Annotated in this window: 25 protein-coding genes, 2 pseudogenes and 2 riboswitches; of the genes and pseudogenes, 20 read left to right on the top strand and 7 right to left on the bottom strand. The window is 36.7% G+C overall.

Features of this window, described 5'->3' with window-relative positions; all coding sequences use genetic code 11:
• The first annotated feature begins 11 nt into the window (after window positions 1-11).
• The 3 genes from lpdA to RGF10_RS16490 all read left to right on the top strand — a co-directional run bounded on the left by lpdA (window position 12) and on the right by RGF10_RS16490 (window position 3,980).
• A complete protein-coding gene (gene lpdA, locus RGF10_RS16500) occupies window positions 12-1,391 on the top strand; it encodes a dihydrolipoyl dehydrogenase (RefSeq protein WP_318503832.1) in 1,380 nt (459 codons plus the stop codon).
• A gap of 245 nt (window positions 1,392-1,636) precedes the next feature.
• Window positions 1,637-3,493: a sigma-54-dependent Fis family transcriptional regulator gene (locus tag RGF10_RS16495; RefSeq protein ID WP_318503830.1), complete on the top strand. Its 1,857-nt coding sequence runs from the start codon at window positions 1,637-1,639 to the stop codon at window positions 3,491-3,493.
• Window positions 3,494-3,620: 127 nt separating this feature from the next.
• A complete protein-coding gene (locus tag RGF10_RS16490; protein ID WP_318503828.1) occupies window positions 3,621-3,980 on the top strand; it encodes a hypothetical protein in 360 nt (119 codons plus the stop codon).
• 154 nt (window positions 3,981-4,134) lie between these two features.
• Here the strand turns inward: RGF10_RS16490 and RGF10_RS16485 are convergent, their stop codons facing one another.
• Window positions 4,135-4,584 carry a hypothetical protein gene (locus tag RGF10_RS16485; protein WP_318503826.1) on the bottom strand — a complete coding sequence of 150 codons (450 nt, stop codon included), beginning with the start codon at window positions 4,582-4,584 and terminating at the stop codon, window positions 4,135-4,137.
• Window positions 4,585-4,758: 174 nt separating this feature from the next.
• Between RGF10_RS16485 and RGF10_RS16480 the strand changes: the two genes are divergently transcribed.
• From RGF10_RS16480 to RGF10_RS16470, 3 genes are all read left to right on the top strand, one after another.
• The gene (locus tag RGF10_RS16480; protein WP_318503824.1) at window positions 4,759-5,235 is read left to right on the top strand and encodes a hypothetical protein; all 477 of its coding nucleotides are present in this window, start codon (window positions 4,759-4,761) and stop codon (window positions 5,233-5,235) included.
• 116 nt (window positions 5,236-5,351) lie between these two features.
• The gene (locus RGF10_RS16475) at window positions 5,352-5,918 is read left to right on the top strand and encodes a CBO0543 family protein (protein ID WP_318503823.1); all 567 of its coding nucleotides are present in this window, start codon (window positions 5,352-5,354) and stop codon (window positions 5,916-5,918) included.
• Window positions 5,919-6,020: 102 nt separating this feature from the next.
• Window positions 6,021-6,272 (top strand): TfoX/Sxy family protein, encoded by a 252-nt coding sequence (locus tag RGF10_RS16470; RefSeq protein WP_318503821.1) that lies wholly within the window; start codon window positions 6,021-6,023, stop codon window positions 6,270-6,272.
• A 133-nt stretch (window positions 6,273-6,405) separates the two neighbouring features.
• On the opposite strand, the gene RGF10_RS16465 is transcribed toward RGF10_RS16470, so the two are convergent.
• Window positions 6,406-6,618 (bottom strand): hypothetical protein, encoded by a 213-nt coding sequence (locus RGF10_RS16465; protein ID WP_318503819.1) that lies wholly within the window; start codon window positions 6,616-6,618, stop codon window positions 6,406-6,408.
• Between the two features lie 157 nt (window positions 6,619-6,775).
• Here RGF10_RS16465 and RGF10_RS16460 point away from each other — a divergent pair, with 157 nt between their 5' ends.
• From RGF10_RS16460 to RGF10_RS16435, 5 genes and pseudogenes are all read left to right on the top strand, one after another.
• Window positions 6,776-7,042: a stage V sporulation protein S gene (locus RGF10_RS16460; RefSeq protein ID WP_318503817.1), complete on the top strand. Its 267-nt coding sequence runs from the start codon at window positions 6,776-6,778 to the stop codon at window positions 7,040-7,042.
• 233 nt (window positions 7,043-7,275) lie between these two features.
• Window positions 7,276-7,417: riboswitch (cyclic di-AMP (ydaO/yuaA leader) on the top strand.
• A 403-nt stretch (window positions 7,418-7,820) separates the two neighbouring features.
• Window positions 7,821-8,272 (top strand): annotated as a pseudogene (locus tag RGF10_RS16455) (CBS domain-containing protein).
• 729 nt (window positions 8,273-9,001) lie between these two features.
• Window positions 9,002-9,739 carry a ZIP family metal transporter gene (locus RGF10_RS16445; protein ID WP_318503814.1) on the top strand — a complete coding sequence of 246 codons (738 nt, stop codon included), beginning with the start codon at window positions 9,002-9,004 and terminating at the stop codon, window positions 9,737-9,739.
• A gap of 225 nt (window positions 9,740-9,964) precedes the next feature.
• A riboswitch (glycine riboswitch) is annotated at window positions 9,965-10,044 on the top strand.
• Between the two features lie 146 nt (window positions 10,045-10,190).
• Complete coding sequence (locus RGF10_RS16440) at window positions 10,191-11,564, top strand: amino acid permease (protein WP_318503812.1); 1,374 nt, start codon at window positions 10,191-10,193, stop codon at window positions 11,562-11,564.
• A 153-nt stretch (window positions 11,565-11,717) separates the two neighbouring features.
• Entirely contained in the window at window positions 11,718-11,978 is a 261-nt protein-coding gene (locus RGF10_RS16435; RefSeq protein ID WP_318503810.1) for a DUF2621 family protein, read from the top strand.
• 392 nt (window positions 11,979-12,370) lie between these two features.
• On the opposite strand, the gene RGF10_RS16430 is transcribed toward RGF10_RS16435, so the two are convergent.
• Window positions 12,371-13,048, bottom strand: a complete 678-nt coding sequence (locus tag RGF10_RS16430; protein ID WP_318503808.1) for a lysophospholipid acyltransferase family protein — start codon at window positions 13,046-13,048, stop codon at window positions 12,371-12,373.
• Between the two features lie 137 nt (window positions 13,049-13,185).
• Between RGF10_RS16430 and RGF10_RS16425 the strand changes: the two genes are divergently transcribed.
• From RGF10_RS16425 to RGF10_RS16385, 9 genes are all read left to right on the top strand, one after another.
• Window positions 13,186-14,019, top strand: a complete 834-nt coding sequence (locus RGF10_RS16425; protein WP_318503806.1) for a transketolase — start codon at window positions 13,186-13,188, stop codon at window positions 14,017-14,019.
• Window positions 14,019-14,972, top strand: a complete 954-nt coding sequence (locus RGF10_RS16420; protein WP_318503804.1) for a transketolase family protein — start codon at window positions 14,019-14,021, stop codon at window positions 14,970-14,972. Before RGF10_RS16425 ends, RGF10_RS16420 begins: the two co-directional genes overlap by 1 nt.
• Before the next feature lie 47 nt (window positions 14,973-15,019).
• Window positions 15,020-15,778, top strand: a complete 759-nt coding sequence (locus RGF10_RS16415) for an SDR family NAD(P)-dependent oxidoreductase (RefSeq protein ID WP_318503802.1) — start codon at window positions 15,020-15,022, stop codon at window positions 15,776-15,778.
• Between the two features lie 165 nt (window positions 15,779-15,943).
• Window positions 15,944-16,678 carry a FadR/GntR family transcriptional regulator gene (locus RGF10_RS16410; RefSeq protein ID WP_318503800.1) on the top strand — a complete coding sequence of 245 codons (735 nt, stop codon included), beginning with the start codon at window positions 15,944-15,946 and terminating at the stop codon, window positions 16,676-16,678.
• Window positions 16,679-16,914: 236 nt separating this feature from the next.
• On the top strand, window positions 16,915-17,442 hold the full coding sequence (locus RGF10_RS16405) for a zinc-dependent alcohol dehydrogenase (RefSeq protein WP_318503798.1): 528 nt from the start codon (window positions 16,915-16,917) through the stop codon (window positions 17,440-17,442).
• Window positions 17,409-17,939, top strand: coding sequence for a zinc-dependent alcohol dehydrogenase (locus tag RGF10_RS16400; RefSeq protein ID WP_318503796.1), 531 nt, complete (start codon window positions 17,409-17,411; stop codon window positions 17,937-17,939). Before RGF10_RS16405 ends, RGF10_RS16400 begins: the two co-directional genes overlap by 34 nt.
• Before the next feature lie 279 nt (window positions 17,940-18,218).
• A complete protein-coding gene (locus tag RGF10_RS16395; protein WP_318503795.1) occupies window positions 18,219-19,550 on the top strand; it encodes an MFS transporter in 1,332 nt (443 codons plus the stop codon).
• A 95-nt stretch (window positions 19,551-19,645) separates the two neighbouring features.
• Entirely contained in the window at window positions 19,646-20,602 is a 957-nt protein-coding gene (gene pfkA / locus RGF10_RS16390; RefSeq protein ID WP_318503793.1) for a 6-phosphofructokinase, read from the top strand.
• 31 nt (window positions 20,603-20,633) lie between these two features.
• Entirely contained in the window at window positions 20,634-20,780 is a 147-nt protein-coding gene (locus RGF10_RS16385; RefSeq protein WP_318503791.1) for a GapA-binding peptide SR1P, read from the top strand.
• Window positions 20,781-20,924: 144 nt separating this feature from the next.
• Here RGF10_RS16385 and RGF10_RS16380 read toward each other — a convergent pair whose 3' ends face one another.
• The 4 genes and pseudogenes from RGF10_RS16380 to RGF10_RS16365 form a co-directional block, all read right to left on the bottom strand.
• Window positions 20,925-21,269 (bottom strand): hypothetical protein, encoded by a 345-nt coding sequence (locus RGF10_RS16380; protein ID WP_318503789.1) that lies wholly within the window; start codon window positions 21,267-21,269, stop codon window positions 20,925-20,927.
• A 70-nt stretch (window positions 21,270-21,339) separates the two neighbouring features.
• On the bottom strand, window positions 21,340-21,687 hold the full coding sequence (locus RGF10_RS16375) for a hypothetical protein (RefSeq protein WP_318503787.1): 348 nt from the start codon (window positions 21,685-21,687) through the stop codon (window positions 21,340-21,342).
• Window positions 21,688-21,840: 153 nt separating this feature from the next.
• A pseudogene (locus tag RGF10_RS16370) lies at window positions 21,841-22,586 on the bottom strand (ABC transporter permease).
• Window positions 22,583-23,323 carry an ABC transporter ATP-binding protein gene (locus tag RGF10_RS16365; RefSeq protein ID WP_318503785.1) on the bottom strand — a complete coding sequence of 247 codons (741 nt, stop codon included), beginning with the start codon at window positions 23,321-23,323 and terminating at the stop codon, window positions 22,583-22,585. The pseudogene RGF10_RS16370 and the gene RGF10_RS16365 overlap by 4 nt, the downstream one beginning before the upstream one ends.
• Window positions 23,324-23,445: the final 122 nt, after the last annotated feature.

Here is a 23,445-nt window from a genome sequence, read left to right as displayed (position 1 = left end):
AAGGGAATGCTTTGGCAAAAATCGTAATCATTGGTGGAGGTCCTGCTGGATATGTGGCTGCAATTACTGCAGCCCAGCAGGGGCAGGATGTGACGATCATCGATCAGGGAGCACTTGGCGGTACATGCTTAAATGAAGGGTGCATGCCAACTAAATCCCTTTTACAAAGTGCAGAAGTATATAGTCGAATCAAACATTCGGATGAGTTTGGAATTCGTTTGCCATCAGGTCAAATTGAACTGGATTGGAGTACCGTTCAACAACGAAAAAATGGAATTGTATCGACACTGGTCCAGGGGATTCACTATTTAATGAAGAAAAATAAAGTGAAGGTGATAAAAGGAGCCGCGACTTTTGTCGCAAGTCGGCTGTTACAGGTCGTGTCAAATGGGAAAACGGAAGAGTTATCAGCAGATAAGGTCATTATCGCAACTGGATCTGAACCTGTTTCGTTACCGTTTGCTCCATTTGATGGAAACTGGATTATTGATAGCAGTCAAGCAATGTCGCTACAATCGATACCTGCTTCTTTGCTGATTATTGGCGGTGGAGTAATAGGGTGCGAATTTGCTAGTATTTATAGCAGACTAGGAACGAAGGTCACCATGGTCGAGATGGCGGATCAAATCTTGCCAGGGGAAGATAAGGATATCGTCGCAACCCTACATAAGCAGCTTGAAGAGGACGGGGTGATAATCTATCCTTCCACAGAACTGAAAGATTTGAAAATGGATCAAAACAAAGCCATTTTAAAAAATAATGATGGTTTTCATGAAGTACAAGCAGATAAAGTTCTCGTTTCAATTGGTCGTAAGCCAAGAGTGAATTCATTGGGGCTAGAGCATATAGGGATTGATTTTACAAAGAAAGGCATTCATGTAAACGAGCATATGCAAACTTCAATTCCTGATATTTATGCATGCGGTGATGTGATCGGAGGGATTCAGCTCGCTCACGTTGCTTTTCATGAAGGAACCGTAGCTGCGTTAAGTGCTTGTGGGATAGATGCTCAAGTAAATTATCGTGCTGTGCCACGTTGTATTTATACTTCACCTGAAATTGCCAGTGTTGGTTTAACGGAAAAGCAGGCACGAGAACAATTTGGCGATATTCGAGTCGGTGAGTTTCCGTTTGCTGCAAATGGAAAGGCATTAATCGCTAATGAACGTTTGGGGAAAGTAAAGGTGTTCGTTGAACCTGAATTTGGAGAAATTTTAGGTGTTTCCATTGTCGGGCTACACGCAACTGAACTGATTGGACAGGGAGCTATTATGCTTCACGCTGAAATGACGACGGATCTAATGGAGCAGTTCATTGCTGCACACCCAAGTCTTTCCGAAGCGGTTCATGAAGCGTTGTTAAGTGCAGTTGGTCATGCTGTACATGTTTAATAGGAGATAGATTAAATATACTATTTTCGGCAAACTTTGCGTAAGAACGCGAAGTTTGTTTTTTTATATTGTCTATATAGTTCTTAAGATTTATTGAAAGCGAATACATTTTTTAATATAATTGGACTTGTAATGGTCTTTTACCCTCGTTTTATCATTTCTTTCTGGTGCTCCATTTTTTCTTCTAGGTCATAACACACTTCAAATCATGGTGTAAATTATTTATGAAAATTAGAGGTGTTACCATGAATCCTACGACGGTATATTTAGATACGTGGAAACGATTTGTCAAGGAAGGCGTGCTCGATTCAGCACGGTTGAATAAGCGGATTTCGGAATCTTGGTATCGCTGCAAACAAGAGCAAGTCAATCCATATTTGAATAAAGGCTTGAATGTATTAACCTCTAACGAGCTACAAATTAAGAAAAATCAAAATTCACAACTTTTAGAAATTGCAACACCTTATCTTTCTCAAATGGAACAGGCAATCAAAGACTCGGGAATGATGACACTCCTTGTCGACCCAGACGGGTACGTCCTATCTTTAACGGGCAACAATAAAACATTAATGGATGCAAATCGAATTAATTTTGTAGAAGGAGTGCGTTGGACTGAAAGTGAAGTCGGGACAAATGCAATCGGGACAGCCATTGAAACAAGAGAACCTGTTATTATTAATGGGGTCGAGCATTATTCTGTTGCATCGCATTATTGGAGCTGCTCGGCTACGCCAATCCTACATGAAAATGGGAGCCTACTTGGTGTGATTGATGTTTCTTGTCCGATTGAGTACTCCCATCCACTTATGTTTGGAATGGTAACGTCCATTGCATATGCAATTGAAAAAGAAATAAACCAACGATTATTCCAGAACAACATTTCCCTTATTCAACAAGCCACTAATTTGGCTGAGAGTCGTCCAAACCAATGCTTTGTTGTATGCAATCACAAACAAGTGATCATAGCTGCCAGTCAACCCGTTCGTAAAAAGGTTCCAAATGTACTTGGAATGCATCTTCTTGAAATTGTACATACCCTGTATAGAATCGATCTTCAAATGCCTTTCCTTTCTAAGGATGATAATAGCCTAAACGGAAGTTCCATCTATTTAACGGAAATTGTTACTCCTAAACCAACTCCAACTCCAAGATTGTCCACCAACACCTTTGTTTTTAAAGGAGAGTGTGGAATAAGTGAGTCCTTTCAAAATACATTAAAAAAAGTTAAACTTGTTGCACCTACTGATGCAACTGTCATGATTACGGGTGAAACGGGTTGTGGAAAAGAGGTAATTGCTCAGGCGATTCATGATAACAGCCCCCGAAAAAATGGTCCGTTTATCACCATCAATTGTGGAGCGATCCCAAAGGAACTTATCGAAAGCGAGCTGTTTGGGTATGTGGGAGGAGCTTTTACGGGTGCTAGAAGACAGGGCAATAAGGGTAAGTTTGAACAGGCTCATCAAGGAACGATCTTCCTAGATGAGATTGGAGAAATCCCTCACTCGATGCAAGTAGCTTTATTACGTGTGCTTCAGGAACGAAAAGTCACTCCAATTGGGGCGTCAAATGAAGTACCCTTTGATGCTCGAGTTATTGTGGCAACCCATCGTAATCTAACAGAACGTGTAAAGCAAGGCGAATTTCGTGAAGATCTTTTTTACAGATTAAACGTGTTTCCGATCTGTGTTCCGCCATTAAGAAACAGGAGAGAGGATATCCCACTCCTTGTTCAGTATTTTTGTAAAAGAAATAATTGGTCCATTCCCAATATTAATGAAATATCTTCTAAATTAAAAGCATATGATTGGCCAGGTAATATACGTGAACTAATGAATGTACTTGAACGATTGCATATTTCCGCCCCGGATTTTGGTAGTGGTCTGGACGGCTTATCGCACACACTAGAACCATTAGCAATCATGGATCCTGCTCCATTGGAACAGGAAAATGAGGAAAGGTTAAATACCCGTGCGAAAATCCAACGTGATTTAATGCTCGATGCCTTGAACAAGACAAAAGGTAATGTGACCGCTGCTGCAAAATTACTTGATGTACCAAGAAGTACTTTTTATAAGAGACTACAGAAATTTGGATTATAAAATAATCCTGTTAGGACATTGTTTGTAAGGAACTTGTCTTAACAGGATTTTTTTATTTTTGCGGTTCATTATGCTGGTTCACATCATACTCTTCTATAAAAGGAATTTTTATGGAGGTAGGAGAGAGATGAACTTTGAGATGCAAAAAGCGAATTTGTTAGCTGAGAATATCAAGGAGTTTATCAAATTTGTTTATAAAAACTATGAAAATAAAGCCCATACGATTGTAAATATGGATAAACTGTATCATATTAAGCTTTTGGTTGAGGAGCATAGGTTTCAGCTTTTAGCTGATGAGTTGACTAGAATTAATAAGTTTTCTTGGGATAAGAAGTATACTTTTTATTTAGTGGATCGGTTTGAAACAGGGCTGAGCATTATCGATGACTATGTTCATTATTACGAGAATGATTTATTTATGATTTCAGCTCGTGTATATACCTTGAAAAATCTATGTGGAGCTTTTAATAAATTGGAAAAGGTGTAATAATACTAATGTTTTTTTTGAAAACTTATCAACATAACACCTCTAGCTGGTAGCTAGCCTTCTTCTTTTAGATGAAATTGGTCATTTTTAATCATGGATTGGACTGTCCGCATAATCATGAACTGATTATGTTGATAGTCATTTTTTTGAATATCTAACTATAAAAATACTCCAACTCGACAATTTCATTACCTATATGAAAATACCCTTGGACATAATATCCCTGGATGCTGTCTGCGTATATTAAATTCTTTATCTCAATAGGCGCTAATTTGAGTTTAGGTTCGAAAGAAAAATCAAATGGACCAGCAATCATACGCAGTTGTTTTTCAGAATCATATGCTACGATACATATCGTACTTTTACGGATAATCATCCACCATTTTCCTTTATAGTCTGCAGCTAAGTCTAAAGTATGGGCATGTTCATTACTAACAAAAATGACATGGTTATAGGGTTCTCTTATCCCTTGATTATCAACACCATGATTTGGATGATAAGATTTAAACCTTTGGGAACGGCCATATTCATCTAGCCAGTATTGACTCCCCTTTGAAGTTTTAAATGTTAGAATAGGCTGCTCTATCGATAACTTAAAAGACATAGTAAACACCGCCTAAATACATTATTTTCTTATATTATATTCCATTGCTAGTTAGGGGCTTGTATGAATATAAATGGTCAAGCGTGGATTTTTTTAATTAATGATTGTTATATGTTTAAATATTTTCCTGATTTTAGGGGATTTTATTCTTAATGGTTTATAGGGGGTTATTTCATGAAATATCATAAGTATTTAAAATTAATTCTAATTGGATTGTTTATATTTCCTTGGTTCACATTCCCTTTATTAGGAAAGGAATCTTTAAAAAGGTATTTATTAACAAGTACATTCATGTCTCTTTTTGTAAAGGGTGAAAGTATAATTGCAAAAAATAGAAGATGGTGGTGGGCTTATGAAAAACTCCATCCTAAATTATCAGGAGAGTTTCCATTAATATGGGGACCATTTTTCATTGGCTCAATGTGGATTTTAAAACTTACTTATGGCAATTTTTTTCTTTATTTAACTACTAACTTGGTTATAGATACTTTATTTGTTTATCCATTCGTTACTTTTTGTAAAAAAATTGGACTAGGTTCTCTTGTTCGATTAAAGAATTATCAATTATCACTATTGTTCTTTTTAAAATCTTTACTCATGTATAGCTTTCAATTCTTGAAAGAAAAGAAACTATTTAGCTCTATCCGATAAATGAAAGCGAACAAAGGTGTAGCGTTATCAATTAATAAGCAATTGATCGGTTTGCTGGAGATAAGATAATCTAACTCCTAAATAATATACTAAAAAATAGTTAAGGGCAGAAAATAATGAAAACTATACAATCGAAAGATAAGATTGAAAAAGTCGGTGAATTTTATCAAGATGTTACAAAAGCGAATCATGATTTCTTAAAATATTGGATGGATCATACTTTGTTCCATTGGGATTTTTGGTTATCTCTTATCGTTTTTACTATTTTACCGATCATTTTTTGGATAAAAATACGAAAAAAAAACAGTTCAAATCGTCTTTTATTTTCAGGGATGTTTGTTATTATTGTTTCTTCTTGGTGTGATTTCTTAGGCGTGCAATACGGTAAGTGGTACTATACAGGGAAAGTGCTTCCTTCAATCCCATCATATTTACCTTGGGATTGGGTTTTGCTTCCTATTTTTGTAATGACCTTAATTCAAATTAAACCGAATATTTCCCCCATCATAAAAGGATTGATTTTTGCAAGTATAAATACTTTTATAGGAGAGCCATTATTTATATGGCTTGGTTTTTACGTATTAAAAGATTGGCATATCTTTTATTCTTTTCCTATTTATTTCGTCATCTTCTTATTAGCTTATCGGTTGAGTAAAGTGAAAAATTTTGAACCGATTATATAATTTGCCTTATATTACGTTATTATTAAAGGGAGCGGAAATTAGGCGCATATGAGTCTTGTTCAATAAAAAAAGGCTAATTCCTTGTAATATGGGGTGAAAATAATGAACACCTTACATGATATGATTAATATTAGTAAAGTGATTGAGGGGAAACTATTAGAAGTAGGTATTGAAACACCACAGTCACTTGAAGAACTTGGAAGTAAAGGAGCATTTAGAAGACTCAAACTTAACGATCCAACAGCTTGTTTCAATATGCTTTGTGCATTAGAGGGAGCACTTTGGGGAATAAGGTGGCACAATTTGCCCGATGAGGTAAAGCAAGAGCTAAGAGATTATTATAAGACACTGTGATGTAGTAGGAATCTCTTGAGAAATTAGAAGAAAATAGAAAGTAAATAAGATAATAAAAATCACGTTAGACAAAAGAATATCTGGCTAATGTGATTTTTTTGGTTTAACGGTACGAAAATAAACATGCAACCGACTATTCGGCTGCATACTTAATGATCCCGTGTAGAAAAACAGAGTATTCACGTTGAACACATTCTCTTATCTTGATTTTTCCTTCACTTTCTAATTCTTCAGCTAATTGTTCAATCTTTTTCTCATCTTCTTTTGTAGTCTTTGGTATTTCTGTTGAAAACATATTACCTCGACTAGAATTGCGTAGCTTTGTTAATAGTTCAACTTTATTCATTGGGCCAACCCCTTTTCTATTTATTTCGACGTGAAGGTAGAATTATCCTTTAAAATGAGTTCTGTTAAATACAAATTTGAATATGATTAATAATACGCTCATTCCATTCTATCCAGTGATCACATCATTGTATTGAATTTTAGGAGGAAAAATGAATATGGATAATGTACTAAAAGTTTCATCGAAATCCAATCCAAATTCTGTTGCTGGAGCCATTGCTGGAATGTTAAGAGAAAAGGGGAAAATTGAAATCCAAGTTATTGGAGCTGGTGCATTAAATCAAGCTATAAAAGCGATAGCGATTGCAAGAGGATTCGTTGCTCCGATCGGTGTGAATCTTGTGTTTGTACCTGCATTTGCAGATGTTTTAATTTCCAATGAAAACAGGACAGCAATCAAATTATTGATAAGTCCTAGAAGATAGTCGAAAGGGTAGGATGAAAGGGAAAAATCATGCCTTCTTTTAATACCTCTTTGATGGAACTTTCTCCGTATGCGCGTCTCTATGAAGAGACGCTTTTTTATGGAGAAAGCATGAAAATGAAAGAGATTTAACGTATGAGTGACCAAGTCTTGAAATAAGGAGTGAATATAGCTAATTCTACTTATTTACAAATAGCAAAAAAGAGTAGTAGAATAGGCACGTTAACACAACAAAATATAACTCGGCCTAATCCCATCTGTTTGGGAGCGGAGGAACCAACTATTTGGGGTTAATTCTACATAATTAGAAGGGATGAGAGCACTCTTTCGCCATCCTACCCGTCAGCTAACTTCGTCGGCTAAAGCGAAGGGGGTCATACAGACCACCATTTTCAAGAGGGATTTACTGCTGGGATCATCGCTTTGTTGCAGTAAATGCTACTTGTCAAAGAGTAGGTCTTTTTATTTTGCTGATTATAATAGGACTAGAATTATTAAAAATAAGGCTGTGTTAAAGAACAATGTTGTTTTTTGAGCAATCTGTTGATTGGAGCGGAAGGTGCGAGACTCCTGCGGGAGAAGGTGACACGGGAGACCCCACAGGCGCTATGGCGCCGAGGAGGCTCCCGGACTCCCCGCGGAAAGCGAGTACCTGCAGCGGAAATCAACAGACAAATTTAACAAAGCCAAAAATAAAAAAATAGAGTATTCAATATTGGGGATCAATTATAAGAAAAGTATGAACGAATTTCGAGCACTGGTAAGAAGGAGGCTTTTTCTTGAATATTGCATTTTTCTTGATTCCTAAACAGGATGTAGCATTTATTAAATTTGAATCAACGATGAGACAGGCGTTAGAAAAAATGGAGTATCATAAATACTCCGCAGTCCCACTATTAGATAATGATGGGAAATATGTGGGTACTATAACGGAGGGGGATTTGTTGTGGAAAATCAAAAACACCCGGGTTTATCGTTCGAAAATACACATAAAACGAAACTAAAAGATATTCCGCTCATGCGAAGTAATGAAGCAATCTCGATAAACGCTGAAATTGAAGATATCATAGAACGGGCAATGGAGCAGAACTTTGTTCCAGTTGTTGATGATGGTGGAGTCTTTATCGGAATTGTTACAAGAAGAGAAATTATAAAGTACTGTGCAAATAGGCTATTAATCAATCGAAATGAAGAATTAAGAACACAACCAGAAAATAATGTTGTTGAATAAAGAATGACCGCTCAAATGGGCGGTTTTTTTTTGTGATTTTTGGAAAGGATAAACAAAGTTGGACAAAATCGGCTGAGGTGAAATGAATGATAACAAAAAGACACTTATTCTTTAATATAGCAATAATCTTATTTCCCTGGTTATCGCTGCTTTTTATCGGAAAGCGGAGTTTTAAAAGATATTCGATTTCAGGGGTTTTTATTGTTATTTTTGAGATTCTTAATCACCTGTATGGTCATAAAAGGAATTGGTGGAAGTTTTACGATAAGCGCAAATCTTTTCTAAAGGATGAACTCCCGTTTAGTGTGGGTCCTTATATGCCATTATCCATGTGGTTACTTAAATTTTCGTTCGGAAACTTTAAAAAGTTTGCTTTCCTAAACGTGATTGCTGATGGATTATTTGCTTTTCTTTTTATTGATATTCTTAAAAAATTAAAAATCATAAGCCTTAATGGATTAAATCATTTCCAATTTTTTATTTACCTCCACTATAAAGCATATTTGTTATATGGAGTACAATATTTGTTAGAGAAAACGATCGTGTCTCCATCTTTAAAAAGAAGATTCTAGATTATTGCTTGCACACAGCCTTCCTGACTATGCTTTTGCTAGTCAGTTTTTTTTATCCCTAAAATTCATCTGTATGTCATTCGCTCTCATTGAGTTCGATGTCATTGGGGATTTTTTCTTGAATACACTATAGAAATGGACATTGATGGGGGAGCTCATGATAGGGGAAATTAGAACAAGCATAATTATTGGGGTGTTTATCTTCTTCGGAACAGCTTTAGGGGGATTAGCTGTTCCGTTCATTAGGCGGTATTTTAATAGAAATCATTTGTATCTTAATGTTTTCTGCGGTGGAATTTTAGCAGGTTTGTTGGCGTTTGATTTAATTCCTGAAGTAGTTTCTAAATATCAGCATATTGGGATAGTCTCTGGGGTTTCTTTAGGTATTTTTATGATGCTGCTTTTTGAAAAATATTTACACAGTGCTAAACATATTGAATCTGAGTATCAAGAGACCTTTTTTCTTTTGTTTTTGTCATTGTTTATTCACAGCATTCCAACTGGACTTGCATTGGGATTAAATTTATCTGAGCAGCATTTTTATCACCCTTCATTACTAATCGCCATTTTAATACACCAAATACCTGAAGGCATGGTATTAATGGTTACTGCTTTGAATTCGAAACAGAAAGTTAAAAAATTTATAGTGTTTAGCTGTCTTCTATCTTTTGCAGTGGGGTTAAATACCTATTTGGGAATGAGCATCGATTTGCATTCGCCAAAACTGCAAACAATGATTATGGGGATAGCAATCGGATCGCTGAGCTATGTCACCTTTTATGAAATATTGTGGAAGGGATTCAGAAGTCATCAAACAATAAAAATGATTATAGGGGCATGTTTTGGACTGGTATTTTTAAGAGTTTTTCTAGTATTTGCAGGTTTTGGGCATTAATGGATCAATCAAACTTTTAGATGCTAATTCGAGGAGTAGGCTAGAAAAGAATTCTGATGTAAATATGATTTTATAAGTAAACTATTTCAAATAGTATTGACCGAATGAAAAAATACTGATAAAGTTTTAAATTATCGCACAATATTTATTAAAGTGGTTTTAAGTATTCACTTTATTACTAAATTTAATAAGCGAGCTATGATTGCTATGGATCAAACTATAGCAGGAGCAGCTTCTGGAGAGGACGCGATTAATCGCGGCGCCGAAGGGTTCATAATCTCAGGCAAAAGGACAGAAGAGTATCGAATACTGTTTGTTATTTTTATATAAAGAATAACAAATATTGTTTTTTATTCTGTCGTTTTAAGAGATTGGAGCTTCCAATCTCTTTTTTATTGTGCTTAGTACAAGCATTTGCTTTACTATCAAAATAAGTATTGGAGGAATGAAGGTGGCACAACAAGAGTTGAAAAAAGATTTAAAAAACCGGCACGTTCAGCTAATTGCGATCGGCGGAACGATTGGTACAGGACTATTTTTAGGTTCAGGTAAGGCGATTCAATTAGCAGGGCCTTCGATTATCTTCGCTTATTTAATTATCGGAATCGCTGTATTTTTTGTAATGCGGGCATTAGGAGAACTGCTTTTGTCCAATTCAGGCTATCAATCTTTCACAGATTTCGCTGCGGACTACCTCGGACCTTGGGCAGGATATGTTACTGGTTGGACTTATTGGTTTTGTTGGGTCATGATTGCGATGGCCGATATAATTGCAGTTGGTGTTTATGTTCAATATTGGTTCGAGATACCTCAATGGGTTGCTCCTGTCATTTGTTTGATAATTTTATTAGGATTAAATCTATTAACTGTTAAACTTTTTGGAGAATTAGAGTTTTGGTTTGCGTTAATTAAAGTTATTACGATTCTTGCCCTAATCGCAATTGGCGTAATTTTGCTAATTATTGGTTTCAAAACAGATGCCGGAGCGGTTACATTAAATAATTTATGGCAATATGGTGGTCTTTTCCCGAATGGAATTACCGGTTTCTTACTATCCTTCCAAATGGTGCTTTTTGCTTTCGTTGGAGTAGAGTTAGTTGGTGTATCTGCTGCAGAAACATCTGATCCACAAAAGAACATACCATCTGCGATTAACAAAATTCCGTTGCGAATTCTATTTTTCTATATGGGTGCCATCATTGTTATTCTAACAATTAATCCTTGGGAACAATTGAGCGCTTCTCAAAGCCCGTTTGTACAAGTATTTGGTTTAGTTGGAATTCCCGTTGCAGCAGGAATCATCAATTTCGTCGTTTTAACTTCTGCAGCATCAGCATGTAATAGCGGTTTATTTTCTACGAGCCGGATCCTTTACAATTTAAGCAGTAATGATCAGGGTCCAAAGCAATTTGCAAAATTAAATAAAAATGCGGTACCTAGTAATGCGTTGTTTACTTCAACAGTTGTTATTTCGATTGGAGCTCTGTTGAGTAAACTACTTCCTGGACAAGCGTTTGGCATTGTAACAACAATTAGTGCCATTTGCTTTATCTGGGTTTGGGGGATCATTCTAGTTGCACATATTCGCTATACAAAAACTCGCCCAGATTTGCGTGCAAAATCTACCTTTAAAGCACCACTTACACCATTTATTAATTATGTTGTATTAGCATTTTTTGCCTTTCTTCTTGTAATCATGGGAATTGCGGAAGAAACACGTGTTGCCTTAATGCTAACCCCACTATGGTTCGTTTTATTATTTGGATTGTATGGATTTAAAAAGAAAAATGTAAAGTCAGTAGAATTAGAGGAAAAAGCAATTTAATCAACATACAAGCAACCGCACAGTGATTATTGTGCGGTTTTTTTGTGAAAAAATCTAAGACAATACACATTTAATAATATTACTATGGTGTATAAATGTATAAAAATGTATAATAGTTTATGAAATTTTAAAATTAGGAAGGAATAGAATATTATGGAATGGAATCAAGATGCAAAAGACTTATTGGAAGAATTAGTTAGTCCAATCCCCGTGTTTGTACGCCCAATGGCAAAAAAGAAAATCGAAAATATTATTTTGGAAGGCGTTTCAAGTGATACTGTTACAAAGGAAGATGTAGTGAAAGGCTATATTATTGCATCACCTGGTGATATGCAAGTTCGTGCGGTCAAACTTTTAAAGGCAAAAGGAATAGATTTAGCACCTTTTGAGGAATTGCTTGAGAAAGCGAAATAGAAAGTTTGTTAAGGATCAACCTAATGTGTTAGGTTGATCCTCTTTAATTAATAAAAGGTTGTTTTAAAGCTCAATGCTGTTTTGGGCACGAGTTGATTGGAGCGGAAGGTGCGAAGACTCCTGCGGGAGCAGCGGGACAGGTGAGACCCCGCAGGAGCGGTAGCGACGAGGAGTAGGAAAAGCGGAGGCGGTTTGCCCAGGGGCGACAGGCATAAGACGAGCCGGCATGAAGGTCGTTCTTTGACCTTCTTGACGGATTGGCTTATGACCCCGAGCCCCTGAACCGCTGTAGCTAGACAGGCTCACCGCCCGCCCCGCGGAAAGCAAAGCACCTGGAGCGGAAAGCAACACTCAAATTTAACGCAGCTTAATTAACAAAAAAAGAACCTTCTTTAAGAAAGTTCTTTATTCGGATTAAGCTTTTTTAATTCTACCGCAATTCTCTGGGCAATTTCTTCATGTGATACGCTGTCATCAAAGGTCATTGGTTTGCCAAAAATAACACCAGCAGACTTAAACCAGCTATCTCTTGTTCCGTAAATGTAAGTAGGAACAACCGGTGCTTTGCTCTTGGCAACGATAAAACCTATACCCTTTTTTGCCTCCTGCATTTCTCCTGATTTTGAGCGAGTTCCTTCTATAAATATAGAAAATAGACCGCCTTCTTTTAAGATTCTTAATGTATACTTTAGCGATTTTATATCCGCTTGTCCTCTTTTGATCGGGAAGCAGCCTAATTCGTGGATTACCTTTGCAAAAAACTTGTTTTTGAAAAGCTCCTCTTTCCCCATAATAAACATTTTACGCGGGGTATGGACCCCAACCATTGGTCCATCAAAGTTACTAGTGTGGTTCATTGCTAGAATAGCTGCACCTTCCGGAATATTTTCAATCCCGATAATTTTAATTTTAAATCGGATGTGCAAGAACACCCTTACGACAAATACTGCAATTTTATAAAACAAACTAACCTCAACCTCTTTCATAGTAAACTCATAGAAATATTCTAACACAATCCATGCTGTTAAAATATTGTGTTTATCCACTTCTGCTAAATAAAAATATTTCATTATAGTTGTATATCATGGTTGACTATTGGCAAAAGCAGAGGTACACTAAAAACATAAGGTAACTTAGTAGACAAGTGAACAACATAACAAGTGAGCCTTTAAACATCAGCAAGTCATAATTTAACGAGGTGACTGAAATGAAAGAGATTAGTATTGAGGAATTAAAACAAAAAGCAATTGAATTAAGGAAAGCTGCACTTACGATGATATATGGGGCACAATCTGGACATCCTGGAGGCTCCCTATCTGCAGCTGATGTCGTAGCGGCACTTTACTTTAAGGAAATGAACATTGATCCTAAAAATCCGAAATGGGAAGACAGAGACCGGTTTGTCTTATCAAAAGGTCATGTTTGTCCAATCCAATATTCAGCATTAGCCTTACTTGGGTTTGTTCCTTATGAAACAATTCATACTTTAAGACAATACGGCTCACCATTTCAAGGTCATCCGGATATGAAAAAATGTCCAGGTATTGATATTTCAACTGGATCACTTGGACAGGGACTTTCTTGTGCAGTAGGAATGGCACTTGGTGGAAAAAGAGATGCAAAGGATTATCGGGTTTTTGCCATCGTTGGCGATGGCGAGTGTCAAGAAGGACAAATTTGGGAGGCTGCCCAAAGTGCAGTCAAATACCAATTAGATAATCTCGTTGTATTTGTAGATGATAATGGACTACAAATTGATGGTACAACGGAAGAAGTAATGCCGAACCAGGATTTAGAAAAGAAGTTCGAAGCATTTGGCTTTGAAACGAAAAGAATAAATGGGCATTCGATGGAAGAAATTGTCAAGACATTAGACAATATTCGAGAAGCTAAAAATGGAAAACCAAAATGTATAGTTTGCAACACCGTTAAAGGTAAGGGCGTTTCTTTCATGGAAGACGTTTGTGGCTGGCACGGAGTTGCTCCAAATAAAGAAGAATATGAACTTGCAATGGCAGAAGTAGCAGGAGGTTTAAGATAATGAGTTTACTAGAAAAAGATATCTTAGTGAAAAAAGCAACACGTGAAGCCTTCGGTGATGTAATTGTAGAATTAGGAAAAAAGAATGAAAATATTTTCGTCGTGGATATTGATATCGGTAAGTCTTGCAAAACAACAGAATTTGCTAAGCAATTACCAAATCAACATGTAAACGTAGGGATTGCTGAACAAAATGCTGCTGGTTTAGCAGCTGGACTCGCCACAACTGGCAAAATTCCATTTGTAAGCACTTACGCGGTCTTTGGTTCATTAAGAATGGCAGAGCAAATTCGACAGGAGATTTGCTATCCTAACCTAAATGTAAAAATTGCCTGTTCTCATGGTGGATTAACTCCTGCAAATGATGGTGCAAGTCATCAAAGTATTGAGGATATGGGTGTCTTAAGAACGATTCCAAATATGACAGTCATTATGGGCGCAGATTATTATTCTACTAGAAAATTAGTAGAACAAGCAGCAGAACTGTACGGGCCAGTTTATTTACGATTTACAAGAGATGCTGTTCCTGTCATCTATGAAGAAAATGAAGAATTCATTATTGGAAAAGCAAAAAAGGTTAAGGATGGAAGCGATCTAGCCATCATTGCAAATGGAGACACTGTCTATTTAGCATTAGAAGCAGCAAAGGAATTAGAAAAAGAAGGCATATCCGTAAAGCTATTAGATATGCATACAATAAAACCACTGGATCGTGATGCAGTAGTCGACTGTTTAAATATTGGTAAGATTATTACAGTTGAAGATCATAATATTTTAAATGGCCTTGGCAGTGCAGTATGTGAAGTTGTTGCTGAAGAAGGAAAAGGAATAGTTAGACGAATTGGAGTTCAAGATCAGTTCGGACAATCTGCACCTTACGAAAAACTAATGGAGCTTAACGGAATTACGGTTAATGACATTGTTAGAACAGCAAAGGAAATGCTTAATTCGTAATCCTAAGCAAATTTTGTATAAAAATAGTCAAATGGGAGAGATTGATAATGTTTGAATTGAAAAATAGAGTAGCGATTGTTACTGGTAGCGGTTCCGAAAAGGGGATTGGCCGTACGATTGCGCTAACACTTGCTAAGCAGGGAGCAGCTGTGGTAATTGCAGATATTAATTATGCTGGTGTACAAGATACAGTAAATGCCATTACAGAGGCTGGTGGAAAAGCCCTTGGTGTTGAGCTAAATGTTACAAGTAAAGAATCTTGTGATGCAATGGTCGAGAAAACGTTACAAACGTTTGGCAGAATCGATATATTGGTCAATAATGCAGGGATTTCTCAGAAAGTAACAGTTCAAGATATGACCTTAGAAGACATTACAAGAATATTTAGTGTAAATATGTTTGGTTTATTCTTGTGTACTCAATCAGTCTTAGAAACAATGAAAAAACAAAAGTTTGGTAGAATCATTAGTCTATCCTCTGTGTCTGCAAAAAGAGGAGGGGGCGTATTCGGAGGTCCTCACTATTCAGCTTCAAAGGCCGCGGTTTTAGGCTTCTCGAAGAACCTAGCTCGTGAAGTAGCACTTGATGGTATTACCGTAAACTGTGTCGCGCCAGGGCTTGTTAATACTGAAATTTGGAAATCCTTGCCTGAAGAAGATGCTAAATCAGTCATTGCAGGCATTCCAATGGGTAGACCTGGTGAAACAAGTGAAGTGGCGGCGACAATTGCTTTCTTAGCATCTGAAGAAGCTTCTTACATTACTGGTGAAGATATCGATATTAACGGCGGCTCACATATGGATTAATGGATAAACATTTATGATATTCTTACATTACAGGCATCCCACACTGGCATGCCTGTATTCCTGTATAAAGGAAAAGTGTTAATTGGATAAAGGGAGCTATTTATAAGGTTGTTGCCCATTAAAAAGTAACAGTATATAATTAATCAAGGATAAATTATAAAAAATATGATTCAAAAAATATGGAGAGAAGTGGTTATTATCAGTTTTAATCCTGTATCAAGTAAAAAATTATATATTCAAATTTATAATCAAATTCTTTCTGAAATTCAATCAGGAACATTTAAAATAGGTGACAAACTCCCGGCAGAAAGAGAGCTGTGTGAGCAATTCGGTGTAAGCCGTGCTCCCGTTAGACAGGCGCTCAGTGCATTAGAGCTAAACGGTCTTATTTATTCACGTCAAGGTGAGGGAGTGTATGTCAAAAATAATCAAATCGCTTCAGAGAACTCTCAATCAGGGATTTTACTTGAAACCGTGTCTCCAGAAGATATTGTGGAAGCAAGAATGACGATTGAGCCGCTTATTTGTAGATATGCTGCTTTAAGAGCTACAGATGAGGATATTCAAGAATTACGCTCTACAATTGAAAAAATGGAAGAAGAGACAAAAGCAGGCTTCTATGTTCCAGAAACAGATGAGGCACTACATAATGGGATCGCTAAGGCCTCTCATAATGACTTATATATCAGTATCATGGCTGCTATTTCGGCAACGATGAAGCAACAAGAAATGTGGAAATTTTTACGGGATCGAACAGTTACCCGTCCTGATTATCGTGATCGTAATTTTGCAGAGCACAAATTACTTATCAAAGCGATAGAGGAACATGATGAAAAAGAAGCAGAACGAATCATGGCAGATCATATGCAAAACTTATACGATCGTTATTGGAAAGATTAAAAAAATTCCCAACAAGGGGATTTTTTTTTGCTTTTCACCTACTGTTAAAACCTGATGGAAGCTAGTAAACTTAGCTGCGCATTAGGTTTTTTATTTTTACCAATAGTTTTTATAATCTTGTTGACAAACCAACACAAGTAAAAGTATATTAAATATATAAGGTACCTTAGTAGACAAGTAGTTAAGTTTACAACAAAGAGAGTTACAGTTATCTGATGTTAATAAGGGGGTAGAAGATGAGAGCGGCAGTAATCGATAAGCCATATTCAGTCGTTTTAGAAGAAGTTGATATTCCAGAGTTACAACATCCTAATCAAGTCAAAATTCAAGTTATTGTAACTGGCATATGTGGATCCGAAATTCATGCTTACCATGGAACCCATCCCTTTCGAATTCCACCGGTCATTTCAGGACATGAATTAGCAGGAGTCGTCGTTGAAATTGGTCAAGAAGTAAAAATGGTTTCAGTTGGGGATCGAGTGACTGTTGAGCCCCATTATGGATGTGGGGTTTGTAAATCATGTCAGTCAGGAAACTATAATATTTGCCAACGAAAAAAGGTTCTTGGTACTCAGGAATGGATTGGCTCATTTGGAGAATTTATTGTCGTACCAGAAAAAACGATCGTAAAACTTCCTGACAATGTAACCTTCGAACAAGGTGCACTGATTGAACCACTAGCAGTGGGTGTCCATGCTGTGAGAAAAGCAGGGGTCGGCCTGGGGAAAAAGTGGCGATACTTGGAGCAGGTCCGATTGGATTAGGACTGTTGTTAGCTGCTAAAAGCTCTGGGGCAACACAAGTATTTATTACAGACGCTGTCGAGTATAACTTGGAAATTGCTAGTAAGCTTGGAGCCACCAAACTAATTAATACAAATCATAATGATGTTGTTGAAACAATATTAGATCTAACCGATGGAGAAGGGGTCGACACAGTATTTATTGCCGTCGGAATTCAATCTGTTTTAAATGATTCTTTAAAAATTGTAAGAAGAGGTGGAAAGGTTTCAGAAGTTGCACTTTTTGGAAAGAAGCCGGAAATCGACTTATCTTACATACAAAATAAAGAAGTCAAATTATTGGGTTCAAATATGTATGTTCGGCAAGATTTCGAAATTGCTGCAGAGGCAATCGCAAACGGTCTTTTTGATACGTCAATGCTTATTTCAAAGGTTGTGCCGATTGAAGAGGTCAAGAGCGCAATGAAAGTAGTTGACGAAAAAACAGAACAGGTTATTAAAGTACTTTTGAAATTTTAATATAATTAGTACCGTAAAATTTGCTATGATAAAATAGTCTTTATTTTTTAGCTTTTTGGATCAATGATATGAAGTTTTAATAGAATAAATGTGATCGGTAGATTTAGATTATCGATATTTTGACGAATAGTAGTTTTTATATGAATAAATGTAAGCACTTGCAAAATTACGTACGGTGCAAATGATGTAATGTTGGCTGTTCCTATAACTGGTTTACCTAGTTTTAATTGTTCAAAAATGGAATCTGGAAGTTAAAAGAAAACCTAAGGAGGAATTATATTGGATCTACTTCAATTAGAGCGTATAACGACAAAAAAAGTCACGTTAAGGTTAATTCCGTTTTTATTTCTTTGTTTTACAATTTCGATTCTTGATCGGGTAAACATCGGTTTTGCCGCATTGCAAATGAATGAAGACTTAGGTTTTTCAAATGCGGTATTCGGATTTGAAGCCGGAATCTTTTTCTTAGGGTATTTTCTTTTAGAGGTACCTGGAAGCGCTATTATGACAAAGATTGGTGCCCGAAAATGGATTAGTAGAATCATGGTAACTTGGGCAATTATTGCGGTATTAATGGCTTTTGTTCAAACACCGTGGCAATTTTATACGGCACGTTTCCTTTTAGGGGTTGCTGAAGCGAGTTTTTATCCATGTATGGTTTTCTATTTAAGTGGCTTTTATCAATCAAAGCATCATGCAAAAGCAATCGCTGGTTTTATGGTTGCGATTCCAGGTGCAAATGCATTAGGTGCTCCGCTCTCAACATTCTTGCTTGGTGTAGACTGGATGGGCTTAGCTGGATGGCAATGGCTGTTTATTTTGGAAGCGATTCCAGCAGCGATTCTAGGAGTAATTTGTTTTTTCTACCTTGATGATAAAATTGAAGATGTAAAATGGTTAAATAAAGATGAGAAAAAATGGTTAATTGACGTTACAACAAAAGAGAAACTTGAGAAACAAGCAGTAAAACACTACTCATTCTGGCAAGCTTTGAAAGACCGCGATGTATTAATACTATCATTAGGATATTTCTGCTGGATGATTGGTTATTATGGAATCGTAATGTTTTTACCGACGATTTCAAAAGGTTTATCCGAGACAACGGGACTTAGTACCCAATCGATGGGCTGGGTTTTAGGGTTAATGTATGTTTTTGCGATGGCATCTATGATTCTAGTAGGAAACCACTCTGACAAGAAGAACGAAAGACGTCTGCATGTAGCGGCATGTTTAACGACTAGTGCGATTGCTATGATTGTTAGTAGCTATGTTTCAGATACGAGTATTGTTCTTTCATTCGTGTTTTTAACTATTGCACTTTGTGGAGCATTTGGTGCTTATTCTCCATTCTGGTCAATTCCACCATCGTTTCTAACTGAAGCAGCGGCGGCTGGAGCGATTGCACTTATTAATAGTATCGGGAACCTTGGTGGATTCTTCGGACCATACATTGTCGGTTATATCAAAGATACAACAGGTTCTTTTAATACTAGTATGATTTTCTTAGGTGTAAGTATGATTTTAAGCTCGTCGATTGTCGTGCTATTAGTAAAACAATCAGGAAAAGCAATCAATAAAAATACTGTAAATAAGCTAGAAAAATCAAGTTAAAAAGAATGAATAGGGAGTATCCGGCACTAAGTCTTAATTGATTGCCGGATATTTCTTTCTTAAAAATATCTAAAATTCCTTAAGGGGTGTTTGAAATGATCAGAATAGGGGTCCTTACAAGTGGTGGCGATGCCCCAGGAATGAATGCTGCTGTCCGAGCGGTCGTAAAAGCTGCAAATTACTATAATATTGAAGTAATGGGAATTCGGTGTGGGTTTCAAGGTTTAATTGATGAGAAAATAATTAAATTGTCCGCTAACGATGTTGATGATATTGCAGATAAGGGTGGAACCGTTTTAAAAACCTCACGCAGCCTGAAATTTATGGAGATTTCGGGCAGAGAAAAAGCGTTAAGGACTCTGAGAAAGTTCGGAATCGATGCATTGGTTGTAATCGGTGGAGAAGGCTCTTTTAAAGGGGCTTTGAAATTGCATGAATTAGGCATTAACGTTATAGGAATTCCAGGCACAATTGATAATGATTTATCCTATACAGATTATGCAATAGGCTTTGATACAACGTTAAATACGGTTTTGGAGTGTATTGGAAGAATAAAGGACACTGATTTTTCACATGACAAAACAACCATTGTTGAAGTAATGGGACGATATTGTGGTGACTTAGCACTTTATTCTGCATTAGCTGGTGGAGGGGAAATCGTATCAACTCCAGAAAAAAAGCTAGATTACGAGACGATTTGTTCAGAATTAAGTTTAAGAATCAACAGTGGGAAAAATGATAATCTCGTCATTATTACTGAAAGAATGTATGATTTGGAAGCTTTACAGCATTACATTGAAGATAAATTAGGGATTAGTGTTAGAACTTCCGTTTTAGGTTTTATTCAACGGGGAGGACAACCATCTGCATTTGATCGAGTATTAGCAAGCAAATTGGGCGTAGCAGCAGTTAAATTACTAATCGAAGGTCAGTCTGGAAAAGCAGTTGGAATTAAGGATAATCAGGTAATGGACATTGAGTTGATAAATGTGAATGCTAAAATTATTGATAAACAAGATCAATATCGTTTATTAGAGACACTACTCAATTAAAATCAATTTCATTTGGACGGAGTGAATAAGGATGGCAGAGAAATTACACGTTAAACAGGGGACTATTATTTGTCAAATTTGCGGGAAGATGATTGAAGCGGTAGAGAGTCAAGGAGGGGTTAAAACGTGGTATGGGAAATGTACGGAGGATTGTTCAAGCTTAAGAGAAAATGCTTAATGTAAAAAAGTATTGAATGAAATACGCAAAACAGACATACTACGATCGATACCTACTGTGAATTGGTCACAGGATAAATGATAGATACAGGGTTATCATACGTTATACAGGAACTAGGAAGCATGAGAACCGTCTCGTGCTTCCTTATTTATTTTCCCATATACCACTTTTGAACAAATCAGGTTTTGAGTAATCCTTATTTTTACTATGTGATTTTTTGTATTGATCGTTGACTGTTATTAGTTTTTCTACAGCAAATTCAAATTCTTGCTGGGATATTTGTTTGTTAACAAGGGATAAACATAATAAGGAAAGTGCGATTGGCATCATATCTAGTTCAACATTTACATTTACATCTACATCTGAATTTCCGCTATGATCGACTGAAGAAGAGGTGTTCGTCTTTACTTCGTTATAAGTATTGCCTCTTGTTTTCATCATCAAATTATCAAAGTATTGCATGGAACGATTCCCGTCCGGATTATTCATTATAATGGCCCCATTTCATTCTTTAGGTAAGAAGGGGGGTGGCCCCCCAGTAAATCCAAAATCGATCAACTTACTTACGTTTTTGTTGTAGTTTTTGGGATTGATCTTGATCCTGATCTTGGTCAGCTTCAGCATCAGATTCTGAACGGGAACGAACTTTTGCTTTAGAGTCAGAATTCACTTTAACATCGACATAAATATCTGCATTTCCACTTTTGAAAACTTTTGCAACAGCAGTGTTTTTATTTTTTGATTTGTTTTCAGTATCTACTTCTGAATCGAAATCATTGTCGAGATCAAAATCTGCATGTAATTTTGAATCATTTTCAGCTTTTGACTTTGAATCATTTTCAGCTTTTGCCTTGTTAAAATTTTTGCCGCTGTTACGGCTGTTATTAGAGAACCATGGATTGCTCATTTACTATCCCCCCTTTTCACTTAGCTAACAATAATATATTCACCCTTAATTAAACTGTATGGACAAACTAATCAGTCCAAGTGCGGAATTTAGAGAATGGGAGGGTTTTCTAGTTGTCTTTTACATTGATAAGAATCGAAGTTTATCCTTTCTTTACTCGATAAACTGGTGAGCCTTTGTAAACAAGAGTCCATGTATAAGTAGGCCCATAATGATCGCTGTAATAGCCGCAGAAGCGGTGAAGGAGTACATAATCAGTATTTGGTAACGTACTGCTTCGATAGGATCGGCTCCAGCAACGATCATGCCGGTCATCATTCCCGGAAGCTGAACCAATCCGACTGTTTTCATCCCATCGATGGTTGGAAGCATTGAAGCTTTAACGGTATTACGCATAACCGATGAAATTGCTTGCTTCGAGGTTGCACCCAAACCTAAATAAACTTTGATTTCTTCTCTTCTTGTGTCTAGTTCTGCTTTCAATCGGTTGAGAAACAAGCCAGACACGACCATTCCATTTCCAATAATCATTCCACTAATTGGAATCACATAGCGTGGCGTTGGTTCAATTACTTTTAATGAAAGGAGTAGTCCAATGGTTAAAATTTCTGTTACTGTAATGGCTATCGCAATTCGTCGTCCAATTCTCGGAAGGTCTTTCCCTTTTTTCGAGCATTTAACGTTGCAACAGTAATCATCACAGTAATCATGATAGCAATGAACGCCCAAGATTTTAGTTCAAAAAGGGTTTGGAGGACATAACCGACAGCTATTAATTGAATTGCAGCTCGAACCGTTCCGATTAGGATATCTTTTTCAAGCCCAATTTTTTGCCAGGAGGACAGTAGAATTGCAAATGCTACAAAAACTAGAGTTAGAAATAGGGAGAGAGTACTCATTCGGTTGTAGCCTCCTTCACGAAAGTAGAGGATATGAAATCTTTTGTGAGTTCATGTTTAGGATGGTCAAAAAGATCATCTGTGTGACCTTGTTCAATGATGTTTCCTCCAGCTAGTACCCAAGTATACTGACCAACTTTTTTCGCTTGTTTTATATTATGAGTGACCCATAGAATTGATTTACCTGAACGATGCAAACTTTGGATGAGTTCTTCTATCTCTTCGGCACTATGGGGATCAAGTGACGCGGTTACTTCATCTAATAGAAGAATTTCAGGTTGATTGGCAAGCGTCCGTGCTAAAGATACTCTTTGCTTTTGACCGCCGGAAAGTGAGCGTGCATCTTGTTCCTTCATTGATTTTGGGAGGGCTACTTGCTCCAACAGTTTGTCGATCTCTTGTTCATTAAGTGATTCCTTAAAAAGACTAGGACCAATCATAATATTGTCGCGAACCGAACCAGAAAGCATCGTTGGCAATTGAAAAACTATACCAATTTTACGGCGCAGTTTTAACACATCTATTTCATTATATGGTGTCCCTTTGAACCGCAACTGACCAGAATCTGGCTCGTTCATTCGATTAATCAAAGATAGTAAGGTACTCTTGCCAGAACCAGAAGGACCGATTATTGTAATAAGCTCCTTTTCAAGTACCTCCGCTGAAATCTTATTTAAAATCGGCATCTCAGAATTATCCAATTTCACAATCTCTTCAATTGAAATAACACTATCCATATAATTCCATCCATTCTTTGTGAGTTTTTTGGTAGCTTGTCTGATATATGTATGGTATAAAGAGTAATAAAGTGGTTTGAATTCGATTTCAATTTCCTCAATATTTTTATTCTTTCCTACAT

Origin of the sequence: Bacillus sp. T3 (assembly GCF_033449965.1) — a bacterium.
Taxonomy (GTDB): domain Bacteria; phylum Bacillota; class Bacilli; order Bacillales; family Cytobacillaceae; genus Bacillus_BU.
The sequence above is the reverse complement of the archived record's forward strand: the minus strand, read 5'-3'. Positions and strand labels throughout refer to the sequence as shown.

Coding starts and splice junctions, on each gene's coding strand:
- RGF10_RS16475 (WP_318503823.1), top strand. CDS start 5,352: ATGAAAACTATACAATCGAAAGATAAGATTGAAAAAGTCGGTGAATTT.
- RGF10_RS16420 (WP_318503804.1), top strand. CDS start 14,019: ATGAGTTTACTAGAAAAAGATATCTTAGTGAAAAAAGCAACACGTGAA.
- RGF10_RS16425 (WP_318503806.1), top strand. CDS start 13,186: ATGAAAGAGATTAGTATTGAGGAATTAAAACAAAAAGCAATTGAATTA.
- RGF10_RS16445 (WP_318503814.1), top strand. CDS start 9,002: ATGATAGGGGAAATTAGAACAAGCATAATTATTGGGGTGTTTATCTTC.
- RGF10_RS16385 (WP_318503791.1), top strand. CDS start 20,634: ATGGCAGAGAAATTACACGTTAAACAGGGGACTATTATTTGTCAAATT.
- RGF10_RS16380 (WP_318503789.1), bottom strand. CDS start 21,269: ATGAATAATCCGGACGGGAATCGTTCCATGCAATACTTTGATAATTTG.
- pfkA (WP_318503793.1), top strand. CDS start 19,646: ATGATCAGAATAGGGGTCCTTACAAGTGGTGGCGATGCCCCAGGAATG.
- RGF10_RS16490 (WP_318503828.1), top strand. CDS start 3,621: ATGAACTTTGAGATGCAAAAAGCGAATTTGTTAGCTGAGAATATCAAG.
- RGF10_RS16485 (WP_318503826.1), bottom strand. CDS start 4,584: ATGTCTTTTAAGTTATCGATAGAGCAGCCTATTCTAACATTTAAAACT.
- RGF10_RS16460 (WP_318503817.1), top strand. CDS start 6,776: ATGGATAATGTACTAAAAGTTTCATCGAAATCCAATCCAAATTCTGTT.
- RGF10_RS16410 (WP_318503800.1), top strand. CDS start 15,944: ATGATTCAAAAAATATGGAGAGAAGTGGTTATTATCAGTTTTAATCCT.
- RGF10_RS16495 (WP_318503830.1), top strand. CDS start 1,637: ATGAATCCTACGACGGTATATTTAGATACGTGGAAACGATTTGTCAAG.
- RGF10_RS16375 (WP_318503787.1), bottom strand. CDS start 21,687: ATGAGCAATCCATGGTTCTCTAATAACAGCCGTAACAGCGGCAAAAAT.
- RGF10_RS16470 (WP_318503821.1), top strand. CDS start 6,021: ATGAACACCTTACATGATATGATTAATATTAGTAAAGTGATTGAGGGG.
- RGF10_RS16405 (WP_318503798.1), top strand. CDS start 16,915: ATGAGAGCGGCAGTAATCGATAAGCCATATTCAGTCGTTTTAGAAGAA.
- RGF10_RS16480 (WP_318503824.1), top strand. CDS start 4,759: ATGAAATATCATAAGTATTTAAAATTAATTCTAATTGGATTGTTTATA.
- RGF10_RS16465 (WP_318503819.1), bottom strand. CDS start 6,618: ATGAATAAAGTTGAACTATTAACAAAGCTACGCAATTCTAGTCGAGGT.
- RGF10_RS16435 (WP_318503810.1), top strand. CDS start 11,718: ATGGAATGGAATCAAGATGCAAAAGACTTATTGGAAGAATTAGTTAGT.
- RGF10_RS16365 (WP_318503785.1), bottom strand. CDS start 23,323: ATGGATAGTGTTATTTCAATTGAAGAGATTGTGAAATTGGATAATTCT.
- RGF10_RS16430 (WP_318503808.1), bottom strand. CDS start 13,048: ATGAAATATTTTTATTTAGCAGAAGTGGATAAACACAATATTTTAACA.
- RGF10_RS16415 (WP_318503802.1), top strand. CDS start 15,020: ATGTTTGAATTGAAAAATAGAGTAGCGATTGTTACTGGTAGCGGTTCC.